The organism is Chryseobacterium formosense (genome assembly GCF_900116415.1).
Lineage (GTDB): Bacteria > Bacteroidota > Bacteroidia > Flavobacteriales > Weeksellaceae > Chryseobacterium > Chryseobacterium formosense.
Genome location: NZ_FPAP01000003.1, coordinates 554,355 through 573,104, shown reverse-complemented (window position 1 = coordinate 573,104; position 18,750 = coordinate 554,355). Strand labels below are relative to the sequence as shown.

14 protein-coding genes are annotated in these 18,750 nt (G+C 34.6%); 9 read left to right on the top strand and 5 right to left on the bottom strand.

Annotated features, from left to right (window positions below):
• The first annotated feature begins 92 nt into the window (after window positions 1-92).
• Both BM371_RS14030 and BM371_RS14025 read left to right on the top strand, forming a co-directional pair.
• Window positions 93-1,076: an EamA family transporter gene (locus BM371_RS14030; protein ID WP_034678703.1), complete on the top strand. Its 984-nt coding sequence runs from the start codon at window positions 93-95 to the stop codon at window positions 1,074-1,076.
• A gap of 213 nt (window positions 1,077-1,289) precedes the next feature.
• Window positions 1,290-2,285 carry an alpha/beta fold hydrolase gene (locus BM371_RS14025; protein WP_034678701.1) on the top strand — a complete coding sequence of 332 codons (996 nt, stop codon included), beginning with the start codon at window positions 1,290-1,292 and terminating at the stop codon, window positions 2,283-2,285.
• Between the two features lie 290 nt (window positions 2,286-2,575).
• On the opposite strand, the gene rplS is transcribed toward BM371_RS14025, so the two are convergent.
• The gene (gene rplS / locus BM371_RS14020) at window positions 2,576-2,929 is read right to left on the bottom strand and encodes a 50S ribosomal protein L19 (protein WP_034678700.1); all 354 of its coding nucleotides are present in this window, start codon (window positions 2,927-2,929) and stop codon (window positions 2,576-2,578) included.
• Window positions 2,930-3,446: 517 nt separating this feature from the next.
• Here rplS and BM371_RS14015 point away from each other — a divergent pair.
• A complete protein-coding gene (locus tag BM371_RS14015; RefSeq protein WP_034678698.1) occupies window positions 3,447-4,148 on the top strand; it encodes a CoA transferase subunit A in 702 nt (233 codons plus the stop codon).
• A gap of 163 nt (window positions 4,149-4,311) precedes the next feature.
• Here the strand turns inward: BM371_RS14015 and BM371_RS14010 are convergent, their stop codons facing one another.
• Window positions 4,312-6,105: an ABC transporter ATP-binding protein gene (locus BM371_RS14010; RefSeq protein ID WP_034678695.1), complete on the bottom strand. Its 1,794-nt coding sequence runs from the start codon at window positions 6,103-6,105 to the stop codon at window positions 4,312-4,314.
• A gap of 121 nt (window positions 6,106-6,226) precedes the next feature.
• On the opposite strand from BM371_RS14010, the gene BM371_RS14005 reads away from it, so the two are divergent.
• Entirely contained in the window at window positions 6,227-6,880 is a 654-nt protein-coding gene (locus BM371_RS14005) for a CoA transferase subunit B (protein WP_034678693.1), read from the top strand.
• 288 nt (window positions 6,881-7,168) lie between these two features.
• Here BM371_RS14005 and BM371_RS14000 read toward each other — a convergent pair whose 3' ends face one another.
• The gene (locus BM371_RS14000) at window positions 7,169-7,957 is read right to left on the bottom strand and encodes a DUF4197 domain-containing protein (RefSeq protein WP_034678690.1); all 789 of its coding nucleotides are present in this window, start codon (window positions 7,955-7,957) and stop codon (window positions 7,169-7,171) included.
• Window positions 7,958-8,190: 233 nt separating this feature from the next.
• On the opposite strand from BM371_RS14000, the gene BM371_RS13995 reads away from it, so the two are divergent.
• The 5 genes from BM371_RS13995 (at window position 8,191) to BM371_RS13975 (ending at window position 15,611) form a co-directional block, all read left to right on the top strand.
• Window positions 8,191-10,452 carry a glycoside hydrolase family 20 protein gene (locus BM371_RS13995; protein ID WP_034678688.1) on the top strand — a complete coding sequence of 754 codons (2,262 nt, stop codon included), beginning with the start codon at window positions 8,191-8,193 and terminating at the stop codon, window positions 10,450-10,452.
• Between the two features lie 69 nt (window positions 10,453-10,521).
• Window positions 10,522-11,520 carry an isoaspartyl peptidase/L-asparaginase family protein gene (locus BM371_RS13990; RefSeq protein ID WP_034678686.1) on the top strand — a complete coding sequence of 333 codons (999 nt, stop codon included), beginning with the start codon at window positions 10,522-10,524 and terminating at the stop codon, window positions 11,518-11,520.
• A 95-nt stretch (window positions 11,521-11,615) separates the two neighbouring features.
• The gene (locus BM371_RS13985; protein WP_034678685.1) at window positions 11,616-12,278 is read left to right on the top strand and encodes a copper homeostasis protein CutC; all 663 of its coding nucleotides are present in this window, start codon (window positions 11,616-11,618) and stop codon (window positions 12,276-12,278) included.
• Between the two features lie 137 nt (window positions 12,279-12,415).
• Window positions 12,416-14,902, top strand: a complete 2,487-nt coding sequence (locus BM371_RS13980) for a beta-mannosidase (RefSeq protein ID WP_034678683.1) — start codon at window positions 12,416-12,418, stop codon at window positions 14,900-14,902.
• 217 nt (window positions 14,903-15,119) lie between these two features.
• Window positions 15,120-15,611, top strand: a complete 492-nt coding sequence (locus tag BM371_RS13975; protein ID WP_034678680.1) for a DinB family protein — start codon at window positions 15,120-15,122, stop codon at window positions 15,609-15,611.
• Between the two features lie 135 nt (window positions 15,612-15,746).
• Here the strand turns inward: BM371_RS13975 and BM371_RS13970 are convergent, their stop codons facing one another.
• Window positions 15,747-16,697 (bottom strand): helix-turn-helix transcriptional regulator, encoded by a 951-nt coding sequence (locus BM371_RS13970; protein WP_034678678.1) that lies wholly within the window; start codon window positions 16,695-16,697, stop codon window positions 15,747-15,749.
• 208 nt (window positions 16,698-16,905) lie between these two features.
• Window positions 16,906-18,630, bottom strand: a complete 1,725-nt coding sequence (locus tag BM371_RS13965) for an ABC transporter ATP-binding protein (RefSeq protein WP_081874587.1) — start codon at window positions 18,628-18,630, stop codon at window positions 16,906-16,908.
• Between the last annotated feature and the right edge of the window lie 120 nt (window positions 18,631-18,750).

Below are 18,750 nucleotides of genomic sequence, written 5' to 3'. Positions count from 1 at the left end.
CACTTTAGAATTTCTAAGGTGATTTTTGTTATTACACAGTTATCTGATTTTTAAAATAATATGTTGTAACTTTGCCGGCCGTGAAAAAATTTATGAAGAAGAAAAATATTTTTAAAGGAGTATTGTTTGTTGGTTTGGGTGCAAGTATCTACGGAATGCTTGCAACCTTTGTGAAAATGGCATACAAAGACGGTTTTACAACATCAGAAGTTACAACCTCTCAGTTTGTATTGGGTTTGATCGGACTTTTGGTTTTAAATTTCATTCAGACCATTACCTCAAAAAAAAGATTATCATCACCAAGCCGTAAAGAATTCAGAATGCTCTTGTTGGCAGGAACTTCTTTGGGTTGTACAAGTTTGTTTTATTACATTGCAGTTCAGTATATTGCTGTTTCTATTGCGATTGTATTGTTAATGCAATCCGTTTGGTTCAGTGTGGTGGTAGAAAGTTTTATCACTAAAAAATTTCCGAATACCAAAAAAGTAGTGGCAACTTTAGTCGTTTTACTCGGAACGGTTTTAGCTACTAATCTCATCAATCTGGAAGTGAAATTAGACGGACACGGAATCTTTTGGGGATTAATGGCTGCAGCATCATTTACGATGACGATGTTTACATCCAATACTTTGGCAACACATTTACCGGTTCTCAGAAAAAGTATCATTATGCTTACAGGCGGTTCTGTAATCGTAATGCTGTTCTTGTTTTTTGCCCAGATCGGACCGTTGCATTCTGAAACTTTAAAGTCATTTTATTTAAATTTCACTGAAAACACCGAACACATAAGACCTTTTGATTACTCAATTTTTTGGTCGTATGGTTTTATACTGTCACTATTCGGAACTGTTCTTCCGCCGATTTTATTCAATTTAGGATTTCCAAATACAGGTTTGGGATTGGGAAGCATTATTTCATCACTTGAACTTCCGGTTTCCGTAACAATGGCTTTTGTTCTTTTAAGTGAAAAAGTAATCCTTATTCAATGGATTGGAATTATTCTGATTTTAATGGCAATCGTCTTGATGAATTTACCTTCCAAAAAAGAAAAACTGATTCCTCAAGAAATTTCTTAGAGCCAATGTTAAAATTTAAATTAGAAAATATTGCGGTCTTTGCTGAGTGAAACGCCTTTGCGAACGGAAATATTTTCAAACACATTAAAGAAAAATCTTAGCGAACTTTGCGTTTAAAAATTAATAACAACAATCATAATTAAATTATAAATAACACCCAAAACCGTTTCTTTTGAAGCGGTTTTTTTAAATTTATATCTAAATTCAATTTTCATGAACCATTTCAAAAATATAATCACCGGAATTTCACTAACCATCACATCAGCTTTAGCTTTTTCACAGATAAAACCTTTAGACGCAACACTTTCTAACTACCAATATCCTTTTGAAGTTCATTTTAAAGATTTGAATTCTCAGAAACAAATCCTGAAAATGGCATATATGGATGTTAATCCGAAAAAATCCAATGGGAAAACCATTATGCTTCTTCACGGGAAAAATTTTAATGGAGCGTATTGGGAAAAAACAGCAAAAGATCTTTCAGACAAAGGTTTCAGAGTGATAATTCCGGATCAGATTGGCTTTGGGAAATCTTCAAAACCTCAAAATTATCAGTTCTCTTTTGCACAATTGGCAGATAACACCAAAGCGATTTTAGATGAACTAAAAATCAATAAAGTCATTGTTTTAGGACATTCGATGGGTGGGATGGTTGCGACAAGATTCACTTTAATGTATCCCGAAACCGTAGAAAAATTAATTCTTGAAAATCCAATCGGATTAGAAGATTATAAAACTTTAGCAAAATATCAGACGGTCGATGAGGCGTATCAGTCTGAATTAAAAAACACTGCAGAAACCTATAAAAATTACCAGCTGAAATTTTATTACGATAACAAATGGAAATCAGAATATCAACCCTGGCTTGACTTAATCGCAGGTTGGACTTTACACAAAGATTATCCCCAAGTTGCCTGGAATGCTGCATTAACAAGTGATATTATTTTTAATCAGCCAGTTGTTTATGAATTTAAAAACATTAAAGCACCGACCTTACTGATCATCGGAACAAGAGACAGAACTGCCATCGGAAAAGACCGTGCTCCAAAAGAAATTCAGCCGACAATGGGACAATATCAAGAACTTGGTAAGAAAACCCAAAGAGAGATTACAGGTTCAAAACTCGTAGAATTAGAAAACGTAGGTCACCTTCCGCACATCGAAGTTTATGATAAATTCTGGAGTGCTTTGTATGATTTTATTAAGTAGGATGAAAGTTTGAAGTGAGGTGGGAAGTTTATAATACTGGAAATAAAACACTCGTGTTTTGCACACTTTCAAAATTCCCCTCCATTGGAGGGGTGGCGAAAATTTCACAGAAATTTTTGACGGGGTGGTTAAAAATAAATTATTTAAAAATACTTCCACGATAAGTCCCAAAGGAACGCTCTTCTAAATAATAAGATAAAATCCTATCAAAATGCAAATTGGAAAATACCAAAAATAAAAAGAGGCTCTCTAAAATAGAAAGCCTCTTTTCGTATGTGTTGTTGTCTGAATTACTTCTTGTAAGGAACGTCTTTAATTCTAGCCTTTTTACCTCTAAGATCTCTGAAGTAATAGATTCTAGATCTTCTAACTTTACCTCTTCTGTCAACTTCAATTTTTTGCAAAGCCGGCATGTTGATAGGGAAAACTCTTTCTACACCTACATCACCAGACATTTTTCTGATAGTGAAAGTTTTTGTAGCACCAGTTCCTCTCAATTGGATTACGGTTCCTTTGAAAAACTGAGTTCTCGTTTTTTGACCTTCTTTAATCTCGTAATACACAGTAATTGTGTCTCCTGCTTTAAATTCAGGGAATTCTTTTTTTGTAATGTACTGGTCTTGTACGTACTTTAATAAATCCATTATTAATAATATAAAAATGTTTAAAGCTAAGCAACTTACGCGTCTATCGCTAGAGGTTGAATAACAGATTGCAAAAATACAATTAAAAATCAATATAGCAAATATTATTATTAAAATATTTACAAACAATCCATTGTTGTAAATTGCTCATTATCCATTACTTATATTTTGGGCGTGTCCCTCTCAATCGCAATACCCACATCTCGGGTCGCTACGTCCGCTACAATCTTTTGTCTTGGCGGCGGCAAAGCCGCCGCCAAGACAAAAGGATTTTCACTACCATCGCTCACGCAAAACAAAATTCGTTTTTCTTTCGATATTAATTATCAAAGATGACATGATATATTTTCATACTGAATCTAGGAGGAGATGCTTACAGCATGACAATCTGCGTGAAGAATTATTTAAACTAATTCAATTAAAATCTGTGGAAATCCGTGAAATCTGTGGGAAATAAAAACATTTTCAATTTCGAATAAAAATACTAATTTAAGACCTTCAAATTTTATACTTAAAAATGATAGATAAAAGAGTAAAAAATGCGGTCGAAGCAATCGAAGGAATCAAAGACGGAATGACCTTAATGCTGGGCGGATTCGGACTTTGCGGAATTCCTGAAAATTCAATTAATGCTTTGGTAGAGAGTGATGTAAAAGACTTAACTTGTATTTCAAACAACGCAGGAGTCGATGATTTCGGATTGGGATTATTACTTCACAAAAGACAAATCAAGAAAATGATTTCTTCTTACGTTGGAGAAAACGCTGAGTTCGAAAGACAGATGCTTTCGGGAGAATTAGAGGTAGAACTGACTCCGCAGGGAACTTTAGCGGAAAAATGCAGAGCGGCACAAGCGGGAATTCCTGCTTTTTATACGCCTGCAGGTTTCGGAACTGAAGTAGCGGAAGGTAAGGAAGTAAAAAATTTCAAGGGAAAACCTCATATTTTAGAGCACGCTTACGAAGCAGATTACTCCATCGTAAAAGCCTGGAAAGGTGACCATGCAGGAAACCTTATTTTCAAAGGTTCGGCAAGAAATTTCAATCATCCGATGGCAGGAGCAGGAAAAATAACGATCGCTGAAGTGGAGGAACTGGTTGCACCGGGAGAACTAGACCCAAACCAGATTCACATTCCGGGAATTATGATCCAAAGAATTTTCCAGGGAGAAAAATTTGAAAAAAGAATCGAACAGAGAACCGTTAGAAAAAAAGATTAATTTCTAATCAATTTCCTGAAAAATAATACCCCGAAAGTCAATTTCGGGGTAATTTTATTTTATCAGTTATTTTAAACTGTCATTCATAACGAAGCAAAAGCGTGGTGAAGAATCTATTATTCTCAATCATATAAACTTCCATCATCCATCTTCCATCATCCATCTAAGCCAGAGTTTTCCTTTCTCCGATCTGCTGTCTCCACATCGCGTAGTATAATCCTTTTTCTTCTATTAATTGTAAATGTGAGCCTGTTTCTATAATATTTCCGCGTTCCAAAACAAAAATTCTGTCGGCGTGCATAATCGTACTTAATCTATGTGCAATAAGAACGGTAATTTGTTCCTTTTCTCTTGAAATTTCTTTAATGGTTGTCGTAATTTCTTCTTCTGTAATACTGTCCAAAGCAGAAGTTGCTTCATCAAAAATTAGCAAATGAGGCTTTCTCAATAAAGCTCGGGCAATGGCAATTCTCTGTTTTTCACCACCGCTTAATTTTAATCCACCTTCTCCGATTACCGTTTCAATTCCGTTTTCAGCACGTTCTAAAAGCGCAGTACAGCTTGATTTTTTTAAGGCTAATTGTAAATCTTCCTCAGTGGCAGAGGGGTTTACAAATAAAAGATTTTCCTTAATTGTTCCTGCAAAAAGTTGTGTATCCTGAGTTACAAAACCAATTTGGTTTCTCAATTCATCAAAATCAAATTCTTTTCCGTCAATATTATTGTAAAGAATAGAACCTTCCTGCGGTCTGTATAAACCGACTAGCAATTTCACCAATGTACTTTTTCCTGATCCACTTGGCCCTACAAAAGCAATCGTTTCGCCATTTTTTACATGAAATGAAATAGAATTTAAAGCTTTATAATGCGCACTTTGATGTTGAAAAGAAACTTTTTGAAATTCTAATTCTTCAATAGCTCCGATTTTCTTTGGAGTCAGCGGTTTTGGTTCAACTTCTTTTTTCATCACCCGGTCAAAATTATTTAATGAAGCTTGGGCTTCACGATACGAAATGATGATGTTCCCGATTTCCTGCATCGGTCCGAAAATGAAGAATCCGTAAAACATTAATGATAAATATTGTCCAGGAGTTACAATATTTTTAAAAATCAATAATAATAATGTGAAGGTGATTACCTGTTGCAGAAAATTAACCAAAGTTCCCTGCACAAAGCTCAAAGAACGAATACTTTTTACTTTTCGCAATTCCAGATTCAAGATTTTGTAGGTATTGTTATTCAGACGTTCAACCTCCTGATTGGTAAGTCCTAAACTTTTTACGATCTCAATGTTTCTAAGACTTTCTGTGGTACTTCCTGCCAAATTGGTAGTTTCAGTAACTATATTTTTCTGAATGTTTTTTATTCTTTTACTCAATAAATTGGTAACAACCGCAATGAAGATAATTCCGACTACATAAACCGGCATAATCGACCAGTGCAGACGAATGGCATACACAGAAACGAAAATAATGCTTACCAGAATTCCAAAAAATACATTGATGAAATTATTAATGAATTTCACTGAGTCTTCACGAACTTTTGTTAAAATAGAGAGTGTTTCACCACTTCTTTGGTCTTCAAACTCTTGAAAAGGCAGTCTCATCGAATGTTGGAGACCATCCGTGAAAATTTTTGCACCAAATTTTTGAATAATCACACTCACCACATAATCCTGAAAAGCCTTGGCAATTCGACTGATCATTGCGGTTCCTATCAAAAGTCCTAAAAAATAGAAAACACCGTGATAAATATCGGTTCCGTAAAGATATTGTTCTAAAGTTCTTGGAATCAGTTTTTCTTTATCAAAATGATTGGGCTGATTAACAAGTTTATCAAGAATATTCCCGGTAATTGCAGGAGCAAAAAGTGAAAACACTTGATTTATAGCGGCTAATAACAATGATGCGATGATAAGCCATTTATAGGGTTTTAAATATTGTAATAGAATTTTCATTTGTAAATTTAAAGCGCACAAATTTACAACAATTTACATCGAAAGATTTATCATAGGATAAGAAAAGAAACTATTTCGTAATTCTGAAAAAATGGCTAATTTGGCGGGATAAGATTATGCTATGCTAACGAAAGAACAAATTGCACAAAGAATTTCCAGAGAAGTAAAAGACGGGTATTATGTAAATTTAGGAATCGGAATTCCAACATTGGTTGCGAATTATGTTCCCAACAATCTTTCCGTAGAGTTTCAGAGTGAAAACGGAGTATTGGGAATGGGGCCTTTTCCTTTCGAAGGGGAAGAAGATGCAGACATCATCAACGCCGGAAAACAGACAATTACGATCTTGGATGGAGGTTCATTCTTCGATTCAGCCTTTAGTTTTGGGATGATCAGAGCTCAAAAAGTAGATTTAACGATTCTTGGAGCGATGGAAGTTTCAGAAAACGGAGATATTGCCAACTGGAAAATTCCCGGGAAAATGGTAAAAGGAATGGGGGGGGCAATGGATTTGGTAGCTTCTGCAGAAAATATTATCGTTGCAATGATGCACGTCAATAAAGCCGGAGAAAGTAAAATTCTCAAAAAATGTACACTTCCTTTAACTGGGGTTAACTGTGTGAAAAGGGTAGTAACTGAATTAGCAGTTTTAGATGTGACTCCGGAAGGTTTTAAGCTTATTGAAAGAGCTCCGGGAGTTTCAGTAGAGCACATTATTCAGTCAACAGAAGCAGATTTGATCATTGACGGAGAAATTCCTGAAATGCAATTTTAAGATAAAGAAAACCTTGTCCGCTCGACAAGGTTTTTTTTTATTGAAATATTTAAGGTTAGTAGTGAAAAACCGACATAGGAAATCGTAGCGTTAAGAAAATAAAATCTGTGAACGTTAAGAAAATTCTACTGTTTGAGTGCGGAACAAATATTCAACCGAATTAACAATATTAAATCCGCACGAGTTTTAGAATTTTTAGAAAACAGAATTTATTTTTAGCGAAGAGTTCCCAGTCTTGATTTTTTGGTTCGTTTTGCATCAAGGCAAAATGAACAATTTAAGAAAAAACTATTTACCATCCTGCGCTCCAAAAACCTTCTGCAAAAGACTTGTGGTTCTCATCACAGAATTATTTCTGATGCCGCTTTCCTTTTCTGCTACCATTTTGAAAACACCATTGATGGTTTCGTTGGTAACATATTCGTTAAGGTCTGTAGAAACAGCTTGTCCGGTTAATGTATTATATTTCGAAATTAGATTAGTCCATACTTTATCTGCACCCACTTTTCCCAATGAAGCTTTTACTTTCGGCTGAAATGCATTGAATAGCTGACTCTGGGTTTTACCCTGCAAATAACTTGTTGCAGCATTATCACTTCCCAATAAGATGTTTTTAGCATCGGTGATGGTCATTGAAGTAATAGCCTTTGTAAAGATTGGAGCAGCTTCTACAACTGCATCTTCAGCAGCTCTGTTTAGTAATTTCACGCCCTGATCTGCCAAACTTCCCATTCCTAAAGTACGAAGAGTAGTATCAATTTTTTTTAATTTTTCAGGCATTAGAATTTTTACTGCTTCATTTTTCAGGAAACCGTCTGTTACTCCTAATTTTTTTACTCCTTCATTTACTCCAAGATTTAAAGCTTCCTTTAAACCTGATGAAATCTGGGTTGAAGTTAGGCTTCCTAAGTTCACTGGCGAAGAAGAATTAGCTGGAGTTGTAGAATTGGTTTTCGTTGTAGTGGTTGTCGGTTTTTTGAGCTGATCTTTTACGGAAGATTTTATAGCTTCAAAAATTTGTGCGTTCGTAGAAACTGAAAATAATAACACGCTCGTCAATAAAATTGTTTTTTTCATCGTTTTATTTTATGCAAAATTAGATATTTTAAACACAGAAAAGTTAAATGCAGACTTTTATATTTAAACAAAAATTTAAATAATGCAGGTTTTTAGCGAGCTCCGGAGGAGCGACACCTTTATAGAAAAAGAAGTTTCAAAAATTTTGAGCTTCATAGGAGACACACATAGTAGGAATTATCCAAAAATCGTAAGAAAAGAATTATATTCGCTAAACTCAAATCAAATTCAGAATGCAGCGTATTTTACTAGTCTTTTGTCTATTATTTTCTACTGTTTTTTTCTCTCAGAATAGATTAAATTTAATTCCTTATCCACAAAAAGTGGAATTTCAAAAGGGAGAATTTATTATTCCTGAAACTTTTGTACTAAGTGGAAATCTTCCCGAAAAAGAAACAGATTACTTAAAAAAACAATTGAGTTCAATATTAAAATTTGAAAATAGAGTAAAGGAAGGAAATATTCAGCTTGAAAATTCTTCATTGCCTGCAAACCATTTAATGACTGAACAGGATAAAGAAAAGTATGTATTGGAAATTTCACCAAAATACATTCATATTAAATCGGTAACAGATCGGGGTTATTTTCTGGCACTTCAGACTCTAATCCAAATTATAGATCAGTTCAAAGATTCCAAAAAAATTCCTGCAATGGTTATAGAAGACCAGCCAAAATTCGCATGGCGTGGAATGCATCTCGATGTCTGCCGTCATTTCTTCACGGTTGAAGAAGTAAAACAATACATCGATTATTTAGCAATGTATAAATTGAATACTTTTCACTGGCATTTAACAGACGATCAGGGTTGGAGAATTGAAATTAAGAAATATCCGAAATTAACAACTGTAGGAGCAAAGCGTAAAGAATCCATGATTGGAGCGTATGTTGATAATACTTTTGACGGAAAACCTTACGGACCGTATTTTTATACTCAGGAACAAATTAAAGATGTTGTAAAATATGCGACAGAAAGGCATATCACAGTAGTTCCGGAAATAGAAATGCCGGGTCACGCTTTGGCGGCTTTATCTGCTTATCCGGAATTAGCTTGTACAAAAGGACCTTTCGAACCCGCAACAAAATGGGGCGTTTTTGATGATGTTTTTTGCCCGAAAGATGAAACATTTACATTTTTAGAAAATGTTTTGGATGAGGTAATCACGCTTTTCCCTTCTCAATACATTCACATCGGAGGTGACGAGTGTCCGAAAACAAGATGGAAAGAATGTGCTCATTGTCAGGAATTAATTAAGAAAAATAATCTGAAGGATGAACATGGTTTGCAAAGTTATTTCATTCATAGAATTGAAAAATATGTAAATTTAAAAGGAAGAAAAATCATAGGTTGGGACGAAATTTTGGAAGGCGGATTAGCTCCAAACGCAGCCGTAATGAGCTGGACAGGAATAAAAGGAGGAGTTGAGGCAGCAAAATCAGGACATTTCGCTGTTATGACACCAGGATCTTATTGTTATTTCGATCATTATCAAGGAGATCCGGCAACAGAGCCAAATGCTTTCGGAGGTTTTACACCTTTGGATAAAGTCTATTCTTACAACCCGATTCCGACTGAATTAAATGCAGAACAGGCAAAATACATCAAAGGTGTTCAGGCCAATTTATGGACGGAATATATTCTTGATTTCAAGCAGGTTCAATATATGATTTTCCCGAGATTGTTGGCACTTTCAGAAGTGGGTTGGGGAACAGCAGATCCTAAAAATTATAAAGAATTTGAAGGAAGAGTGATTAATGAATTCAAGGTGTTGGATAAAATGGGGGTAAATTATGCGAAAAGTATTTACAACATTTCAGGAAAAGCCGCAGCAGCAAATGATGGAGTTTCTTATGAATTGTCAACATCCCAAAATCAAAACGGAATCCGATATACGCTGGACGGAAAGGAGCCAAATGTAAATTCCCAAACGTATCAGAAGGTAATTCCTGTTTCAAAATCGATGACTATAAAATCTGCATATTTTGAAAACAGACAATTGAAAAGTGCAGTTTCTTCACAGACTTTCACAATTTCAAAAACGACTGGGAAAAAAATTACCTTAGAACAGCAACCTAGTGAAAATTATTCTTTCGGGGGAGCGTTTACTTTGGTTGACGGAATTATCGGAAATCAAAGACAACTGGGAAAAACTTGGTTGGGTTTCCAAGGAAAGGATGTAGTTGCAACCATTGATTTTGGACAAAAAACTCAGTTTTCGGAAATTTATTTCAATACTTTGGATAATAAAGGAAGCTGGATTCACTTTGCAAAATCAGCTCAGGTTTTTATTTCTGATGACGGAACGAATTTTAAAATGATTAAAGAGATAGGGAAAGATGAAATTCTTGCTGCAAAAGGTAAAATTAAATTAAATGTAGGAAATCAAAATTCGAAATATTTCAAAATTCAAATAGAAAATGCAGGAATTATTCCGGCAGGAAATCCCGGTGCAGATTCGAAAGCATGGCTTTTTGTTGATGAAATCGGTGCTAATTAATTCAATATTTAAAATTTAACATTCAAAATTAGTTGAAACTCAACCTTAACCTCAACCTCAATCTAAAATATGAATTCACGTAGAAAATTTCTAAAAAATACAGCAATAGCATCATCAGCATTATTATTGAATCCATTGGATTTAATTGCAAAAGATTTACCTGAAAACAATACAAAAACAGTTAACAAACCCATCGTTCTTTCTACATGGAATTTTGGTTTAAAAGCTAACGAAGAAGCCTGGACAATTCTTGGAAAAGGAGGTCGAGCTTTGGATGCTGTGGAAAAAGGAGTTCGTTTGGTTGAAAATGATCCTACAGAAAGAAGTGTGGGTTATGGAGGCCGCCCAGACAGAGACGGAAGAATAACGTTGGACGCCTGTATTATGGATGAAAATTATAATATTGGTTCAGTTGCTGCTTTGGAAAATATTAAAAATCCGATTTCAGTGGCAAGAGCCGTGATGGAAAAAACGCCTCATGTGATGTTGGTTGGGGATGGAGCTTTACAATTTGCAGTTTCTCAGGGTTTTAAAAAAGAAAATATTCTTACCGCTGAATCTGAAAAAGAATGGAAAGAATGGTTGAAAGACAGTAAATATCAACCTATTGTAAACATAGAAAATCATGATACGATTGGGATGGTTGCTTTGGATTCTAACGGGAATCTTTCCGGAGCATGTACAACCAGTGGAATGGCTTTCAAAATGCATGGAAGAGTGGGTGACTCGCCAATCATTGGAGCGGGTTTATTTGTTGATAATGAGGTAGGTGCAGCGACGGCGACAGGTCATGGTGAAGAAGTAATTCGAACGGTGGGAACTCATTTGGTTGTAGAATTAATGAGACAGGGCAGGAATCCACAACAGGCTTGTAAAGAAGCAGTTGAAAGGATCGTGAGAATTACAAAAGCAAGAAAGAAAAATCTAAAAGATATTCAGGTTGGTTTTATTGCGATCAATAAAAAGGGTGAATATGGTTCGTATTGTATTCAGGATGGGTTTAATTTTGCCGTTTACGACCAAAAAGGAAACCGTCTTGAAAAACCTGATTTTGTGTTGAGATCATAATTTTATACATTAAAATATCAATAGGAACGGGCTTTAGCCCGTTTTCAGAATATAAACAATCAATTGGCTTTAGCCAAAACTTAAAAGAAAACTAAATGTCAAAAATAGAAATAGCCTGCTTCAACCCCGAATCCGCAATCATTGCGTACGAAAACGGAGCAGACAGAATAGAATTATGCGACGGATTAAGCGAAGGCGGAACAACACCCGATTTTGAAACCACCAAACAGCTTAGAGAAAAAATAAACAGTCCCATTTTTGTAATGATTCGTCCTCGTGGAGGAGATTTCACCTATTCTGATGCTGAGTTTGAACAAATGAAATCAGAATTAATTCGATTAAAATCATTAAATGTCGACGGCTTCGTTTTTGGAATTTTAGATGAAAATAATGAGGTGAATATGGAACAAAATAAAGAATTGGTGGAGTTGGCAAAACCTTATCAATGTACTTTTCACCGTGCTTTCGACAGAGCAAAAAACTTAGAGAACTCTTTAGAAAAAGTAATTGAATGTGGTTTTAAAACCATTCTGACTTCAGGCCAAAAACCAAATGTTTTGGAGGGAAAAGAAAATCTGAAGAAGCTGGTTGAATTGTCCAACGGAAGAATCGAAATTCTTGTCGGTGGCGGACTTCGTTCAACAAATATTGAAGAAATCAGAGACTTTACAAAGGCCGGATATTTTCATTCTTCTGCGATTACGGATGGCGGCGCTTTTGCGGTTGCAGATGAGATTATTGCTTTGAAGAGTAAATAAACATTAAAAATATACGTTCACTTTGTCATTCTGAACGAAGCAAAGCGGAGTGAATAATCTCAATTTCCATTGCTTAGATTCTTCCTTCGTCAGAATGATAAAGATTGCGTTTAATTTAAATATAAATCAAAATATTGATGAACAAAATTTTACTTTTTTCTTTCATTTTCATACTAACTTTAGTCAACGCACAATCTTCTGAGCGAAATTTATCCTCAGAAAATTGGAAATTCAAAAATTCAAAAGATAAAAATTGGCTGACAGCCACGGTCCCGGGAACGGTTCATTTGGATTTAATGAAAAATAAAATTATTCCCGATCCTTATAAAGATGAAAATGAGAAAAAAGTACAGTGGATAGAAAATGAAGACTGGGATTATCAGACGAATTTTAAGATTTCTTCAAACGAATTAAAGAATCAAAATATTGAATTGGTTTTTAATGGATTGGATACGTTTTCTGAAATTTATTTAAACGGAAAGTTGATACAATCAACAGATAATATGTTCAGAAAATGGACGATTCCGGTGAAACAAAATTTAAAAATTGGCGAAAATATTTTACAGATCAAATTCAGCTCTGCTGTAAATGTAGGAAAAGAATTGGCGAAAAAAGTTCCTTTCACAACGCCAGAATCTCCAAGAAGTTATGTAAGAAAAGCGCAATATCAGTTTGGATGGGATTGGGGACCAAGATTGGTGACGGCAGGAATCTGGAAAGATGTAAAACTAAATTTCTGGAATCAGGCAAAACTTGAAAATGTAAAAATCGAACAAAAAGTTTTAACAGAGCAAAAAGCGGATTTAAATATTTACGCTGATATTGTAGCGGATAAAGAAGGGAAATGTTTGTTTTCGATTAACAATACAATCAATACTATTCAATTAAAAAAAGGAAAAAATACCATTTCGCTTCCTTTTACTATTGATAATCCGAAATTGTGGCAACCCAATGGTTGGGGTGATCCGAATTTATATCAATTAAAAATTTCCTTACAAAAAGATTCAAAATGGATTGATGAAAAATCTGAACGAATCGGATTGAGAACGGTTGAATTAATTCAGGAAAAAGACGAGAAAGGAAAATCTTTTTATTTTAAAATCAATGGAAATTCAATGTACGCGAAAGGCACAAACTGGATTCCTTCCGACAGCTTTACCCCGAGAATTACCAAAGAAAAATATCAGAAACTCATCAAAGATTCCAAAGAAGCAAATATGAATATGATCCGTGTCTGGGGCGGCGGAATTTATGAAGACGACGAATTTTATAAAGCCTGCGACGAAAACGGGATTTTAGTTTGGCAGGACTTTATGTTTGCAGGAAGTTTTTATCCATCAGATGAAAATTTTCAGAAAAATGTGGAATTTGAAGTTCGGGATCAGATCAATCGACTGCAAAATCATCCTTCATTGGCTTTATGGTGTGGAAATAATGAGGTGGACGAAGCGATTGTCAATTGGGGATATCAGAAACAATTTAAATATTCAAAAGAAGATTCTTTACAGGTTTGGAAAGATTACAAAAAAAATTTTCATGAAGTGATTCCAAATGCTATAAAAAAATACGCAACAAGCGACAAATCTATTTACTGGCCGAGTTCACCGTCAATCGGTTGGGGAAATAAAGAAAGTTTAACTGAAGGAGATTCTCATTATTGGGGCGTTTGGTGGGGCGAACAGCCATTTGAGATTTTTAATGAAAAAGTTCCGAGATTTGCTTCTGAATACGGATTTCAGGGAATGCCAACATTGGGAACGACAAAATCAATGTTCTCCGAAACTCCTGATTTAAGTTTACAAAATGGAACAATAAAAGCACACGAAAAACATTCCAGAGGTTGGGAAATCATCGATTTGTACATGAAAAGGGATTATATAATTCCGGCCGATTTTGTGAAATATAATTACGTTTCTCAACTGCTTCAGGCTCGCGGAATGCAGGTTGCCATTGAAGCGCATCGTCGTGCAAAACCTTATAATATGGGAACTTTGTATTGGCAATTGAATGATTGTTGGCCTGTGGTTTCGTGGGCTTCTATTGATTATTTGGGAAATTGGAAAGCGTTGCATTATCAGATCAAAAGAAGCTTTGAAAATCAAGTGGTTTTAACGGAGGAAAAAGATGATTTTTTGAATTTTTATGGCATTAATGATGAATTGAAAAAGTTTGAAGATATAAAAGTTGAAATTCAGGTTGTTGGTTTCAATGGAAAAGTTTTAAATGATCTGACAGCTGTTCAAAATGGAAAAACGTTGGACGGAATTGTAAAATTTGAGCATATTGAAATCAAAAATTTAATTAAATATTCCAATAAAAATGAAGTCTTTTTAAAATTAACCCTAAAAGACAAAAACAGGAAAATCATTGCTCAAAACAATCATTTCTTAGTAAAACCAAAAGATTTAAAATTATCAAAACCAACCATAAAAATCAAGAGGATTTCATCAACAGAAATTGAAGTTTCCACAGACGTTCTGGCGAAAGATGTTTATTTAATGGGAGATACTAATTTTAGCGATAATTTCTTCGATTTGCTTCCAAAAACTTCAAAGAGAATTACACTTTTTAAGCCTTTGGAGAAAGTTGAGGTGATGAGTCTTTGGGATACCATGAATAATTAAAAAGACCGATTTTAAAAACCGGCCTAATTCAAATTTATCTACCTCTACATGATTTGCAGTTAAAACATTTGTGTATCGGATGTCAATCTAACGTGAGAAATATCTATTTATTTTAAAAATTTTAAATTTTTTTTATTATAAAAAAACCTACTGACAAACTGTTGTCATCAACTGGGATTACCTTTGTCTTAACATTAACAAACAAAATAAAAACGTTATGACAACTACAGCAACAGCAACGAAACAATTTATCTCTTCAGACCAACTTTTAGAGCATTGGCAAGGTCACAGAAATCTAACAAGAAGAGTAATCGAATCATTTCCTGAAAAAGAATTATTTGAATTTTCAGTAGGCGGAATGAGACCTTTCGCAAAATTGGCGGTTGAATTGATCAGCATTGCAGGTCCTGCTTTGAAGGGAATTGTAGAACAGCAGATCGAAGGTTTTTCGGAGGAAGCTTTTCAGCCAAAAACAAAAGAAGAGCTTTTGGCAAAATGGGATTCTGAAACGCAGGTAATCAATCATTATTTCAATCAGATTTCTGAAGAAAGATTTCAGGAAACATTCAATTTATTTGGTCAGTACGAATTTCCGGTGTATCAGAATATTCTTTATTTTATTGATAATGAAGTTCATCATCGTGGGCAGGGTTATACCTATTTAAGAGCTTTAGGAATTGAGCCGCCTTTCTTTTGGGAAAGATTCTAAGCATTTTTTTTATACTTAAAATTTAAATCTCTCGCAGATTTTGCAAATTCAGCAGATTTTATTTTCAATCATCTGTGAGTATCTGTGAAATCAGTGGGAGATTTTTACTGTCATCAAGACACGAATATTTTATAATTAAAAATTCTTCGAAACTTTCTGAACCAATTCCCTCATTGTCGTTTTTAAAGACTCAGGTTCGATGATTTCGGCATAATCAGAAAAAGTAATCAACCAACGGGGAAATCCTTCGTCAATCCATTCAGTTTCAAAGGTTAATTCAAAACCATTTTCGGCTTCTTTTTCTTCGGTTAAACCATAATACACTTTGGAATTTCCCAAATGTCTCATGATTTTTTTATCGACTAAAAGCTTGACGATGGTTTTATTTCCATTCGGATTTTTTCGGTAATCGTTGATTTGTCCGTATTCCTGTAGAAAAGGAGTTTGCATTTTACTAAGCTTTAAAATACGGTCAATTCTGAATTGCCTGAAATCATTTCTTAACGTGCAGTACGCAATGATATACCAATAATTAAATTCAAAAAAAACACCGACCACTTCAACCGTTCGTGTAGAAATTTCTTCATTTACCGTTTTATAATCAATACAAATCTGTACTTTTTCGGCAATACTTTCCAAAATAGTCGGGATGATATTTTTAATTTTATCTTCAGTTTTTGGATAGTTATCAAAAATATCAATTTGCTTTTCGATGTTTGCCAATAGATTTCTGTCGGAATATTTCAGAACCGATCGAACCTTTTCCATCGCAGTTTTATAATGACTTCCAAGGCTTTCGTGTGAAAAACGCTGCATCAGTTTTTCAGCTGTAATGAAACTCAGAACTTCTTCTTTGGTAAACATCACAGGCGGAAGTTTGTAACCATCCATCAGAGAATATCCGCTTCCGGCTTCTCCAATAATTGGAATTCCCGCATTTTCCAGAGTTTTCACATCGCGGTAAATCGTTCTTATGCTCACGTCGAATTTTTCTGCCAAATCCTGTGCTCTTACAATCGGTTTTGATTGCAGTTGCGTAAGAATGGCGGTGACACGGTCGAGTTTCTTGAGGTAATGGTCGTTCATTTTTGAGTGATAAATTTGTAGTGAGAAGTGAAGAATTTGTTGATGTAAATTTACTTTAATGCAAATGAATATTAAACTTTTATTTACCACAAGGTATATAAAGGTTTTTCACAAAGAGCACAAAACTTTGAGTTCATTGTGAAATTCTTGGTGCACTTTGTGGTAAGAATCATTCATAAAAAATCGTTAATTCTTAAAAAATGACATATTAATTCTTAAAAGTATTCACCAATTTATCCAGATTCAGACTTCTCGCAGAAGCATCAAAAATTTCTCGGTAAGTTCCATTCATCTGTACCAATTCATCGTGAGTTCCGCTTTCTACAACTTCACCTTTTTTCATGACATAAATTTTATCCGAATCTAAAATCTGTGAAAGCGAGTGCGAAATAATTACAACGGTTCTGCCTTCTTTTATTGCATCCAAAGAATTTTTAATCTGTTCGGTAGCAATCGCATCAAGACTTGCAGTCGGTTCGTCAAGGAAAATAATGGGTGGGTTTTTCAGAAATAATCTTGCAATCGCAATTCTCTGTTGTTGTCCACCGGAAAGTTGAGTCGCATCGTGTTGATATTTTTCCGGAAGGTCTAAAATCTGTTCGTGCAGATAGGCTTTTTTGGCCGCTTCTTCAATTTCTTCAAAACTCGCATTCATATTTCCATAGCGAATATTATCTTCAATACTTCCCTGGAAAATGTGATTTTTCTGTAATACCAAACCTAGATCGTCTCTTAAAAAAGTATTGTTGTAATTGGTTAAATCAACTTTATCTAAAATAATTTCTCCGGAATCCGGAAGATAAAATTTACAAAGAAGATTGATAATGGTAGATTTTCCGGCACCGCTTAATCCTACTAAAGCCGTAGTTTTCCCGTTTTCTATTGTCATCGATACATTCTTCAAAGCTTTTGTTCCGTTTGGATATGTGAAATCTACGTTTCTCAGTTCAAAATTACCCTTGATTTCATTTTCTACAAAGGTTCCGTTCGGTTCAATCTCGTTTTCAGCATTTAAAATATCAAAATAACCTTCCGCATAAATCATCGCATCATTCATATCGTCATAGATTCTATGAAGCTGTCTTATGGGCGAAGAAACATTGTTGAAAAGCATGATGTGAAGCATGATGGCTCCAATCGTCATTTGTTGGTCTAAAACCAGATAAACCGTCAAAAGAATGATTAAAACAACCCCAAACTGCTCGATAAATGTTTTTAAACCGTCATAAATAAAATTGGTTTTTCGGGTAAACATTTGGCTATCCATCAACTGCAACTGCAAATCGTACTGCTTTTTACCTTCAAACTTTTCACGCACAAAACTTTTAATCACCATAATAGAATTGATTAGATTTAAAAGTCCTGAAGTTTTCTGTTCACGCTGATTTCTCAACGTTCGTCTCACACCGCCGAGTTTTTTTGCCTGTAACGAACTGATGTAAAAATAAATCGGAACAATAATCGTAGAAACCAGTCCAACATATACATTCTGAATGTACATGATAATCAAAGCAATTATCGCATTTGAGAAAAGCGGTAAAATATCAATGAAAAAGTTCTGAACCAATCTCGTTAAACTTTCAATTCCTCTGTCGATCCTAATTTGAAGCTTCCCTGATTCGTGGTTTTCGTCATTAAAATAAGCGACTCTATATGTAAGAATTTTATCAATGGCAGACTGTGCTAAAACCGAACTTACATTAATCCTGATTTTCTCACCATAAAATTTCTGCCCGAAATTGATGAAAATATTCAACAATTCTTTTCCCAATAAAATAATCGAAATAATAATTAAAATGTGAATTCCTTCACTCATTGGATTGGGTAAATGCGTCAGTTTTGTAACTTCATCCACCGTATATTTTAAAACTAAAGGGTTTACCTGAGCTGCCAAAGCGCCGAGAAAAGTAAGAAACAAAGTTCCGTAAATCATCGGTCGGTAAGGTTTTATAAACGGAACCAGCTGTCTGTAGATCCCGAATAAAGTCACTGTTCTGTTAAAAGGTTTTGCCATGATTTGGTTTTAATGAAAAACGTACCATTCTGAGAGAAA

What these genes read in the sequence shown, in the direction of transcription:
- BM371_RS14030 (WP_034678703.1), top strand. Translation starts at nt 93, where the DNA reads ATGAAGAAGAAAAATATTTTTAAAGGAGTATTGTTTGTTGGTTTGGGT.
- BM371_RS14025 (WP_034678701.1), top strand. Translation starts at nt 1,290, where the DNA reads ATGAACCATTTCAAAAATATAATCACCGGAATTTCACTAACCATCACA.
- rplS (WP_034678700.1), bottom strand. Translation starts at nt 2,929, where the DNA reads ATGGATTTATTAAAGTACGTACAAGACCAGTACATTACAAAAAAAGAA.
- BM371_RS14015 (WP_034678698.1), top strand. Translation starts at nt 3,447, where the DNA reads ATGATAGATAAAAGAGTAAAAAATGCGGTCGAAGCAATCGAAGGAATC.
- BM371_RS14010 (WP_034678695.1), bottom strand. Translation starts at nt 6,105, where the DNA reads ATGAAAATTCTATTACAATATTTAAAACCCTATAAATGGCTTATCATC.
- BM371_RS14005 (WP_034678693.1), top strand. Translation starts at nt 6,227, where the DNA reads ATGCTAACGAAAGAACAAATTGCACAAAGAATTTCCAGAGAAGTAAAA.
- BM371_RS14000 (WP_034678690.1), bottom strand. Translation starts at nt 7,957, where the DNA reads ATGAAAAAAACAATTTTATTGACGAGCGTGTTATTATTTTCAGTTTCT.
- BM371_RS13995 (WP_034678688.1), top strand. Translation starts at nt 8,191, where the DNA reads ATGCAGCGTATTTTACTAGTCTTTTGTCTATTATTTTCTACTGTTTTT.
- BM371_RS13990 (WP_034678686.1), top strand. Translation starts at nt 10,522, where the DNA reads ATGAATTCACGTAGAAAATTTCTAAAAAATACAGCAATAGCATCATCA.
- BM371_RS13985 (WP_034678685.1), top strand. Translation starts at nt 11,616, where the DNA reads ATGTCAAAAATAGAAATAGCCTGCTTCAACCCCGAATCCGCAATCATT.
- BM371_RS13980 (WP_034678683.1), top strand. Translation starts at nt 12,416, where the DNA reads ATGAACAAAATTTTACTTTTTTCTTTCATTTTCATACTAACTTTAGTC.
- BM371_RS13975 (WP_034678680.1), top strand. Translation starts at nt 15,120, where the DNA reads ATGACAACTACAGCAACAGCAACGAAACAATTTATCTCTTCAGACCAA.
- BM371_RS13970 (WP_034678678.1), bottom strand. Translation starts at nt 16,697, where the DNA reads ATGAACGACCATTACCTCAAGAAACTCGACCGTGTCACCGCCATTCTT.
- BM371_RS13965 (WP_081874587.1), bottom strand. Translation starts at nt 18,630, where the DNA reads ATGATTTACGGAACTTTGTTTCTTACTTTTCTCGGCGCTTTGGCAGCT.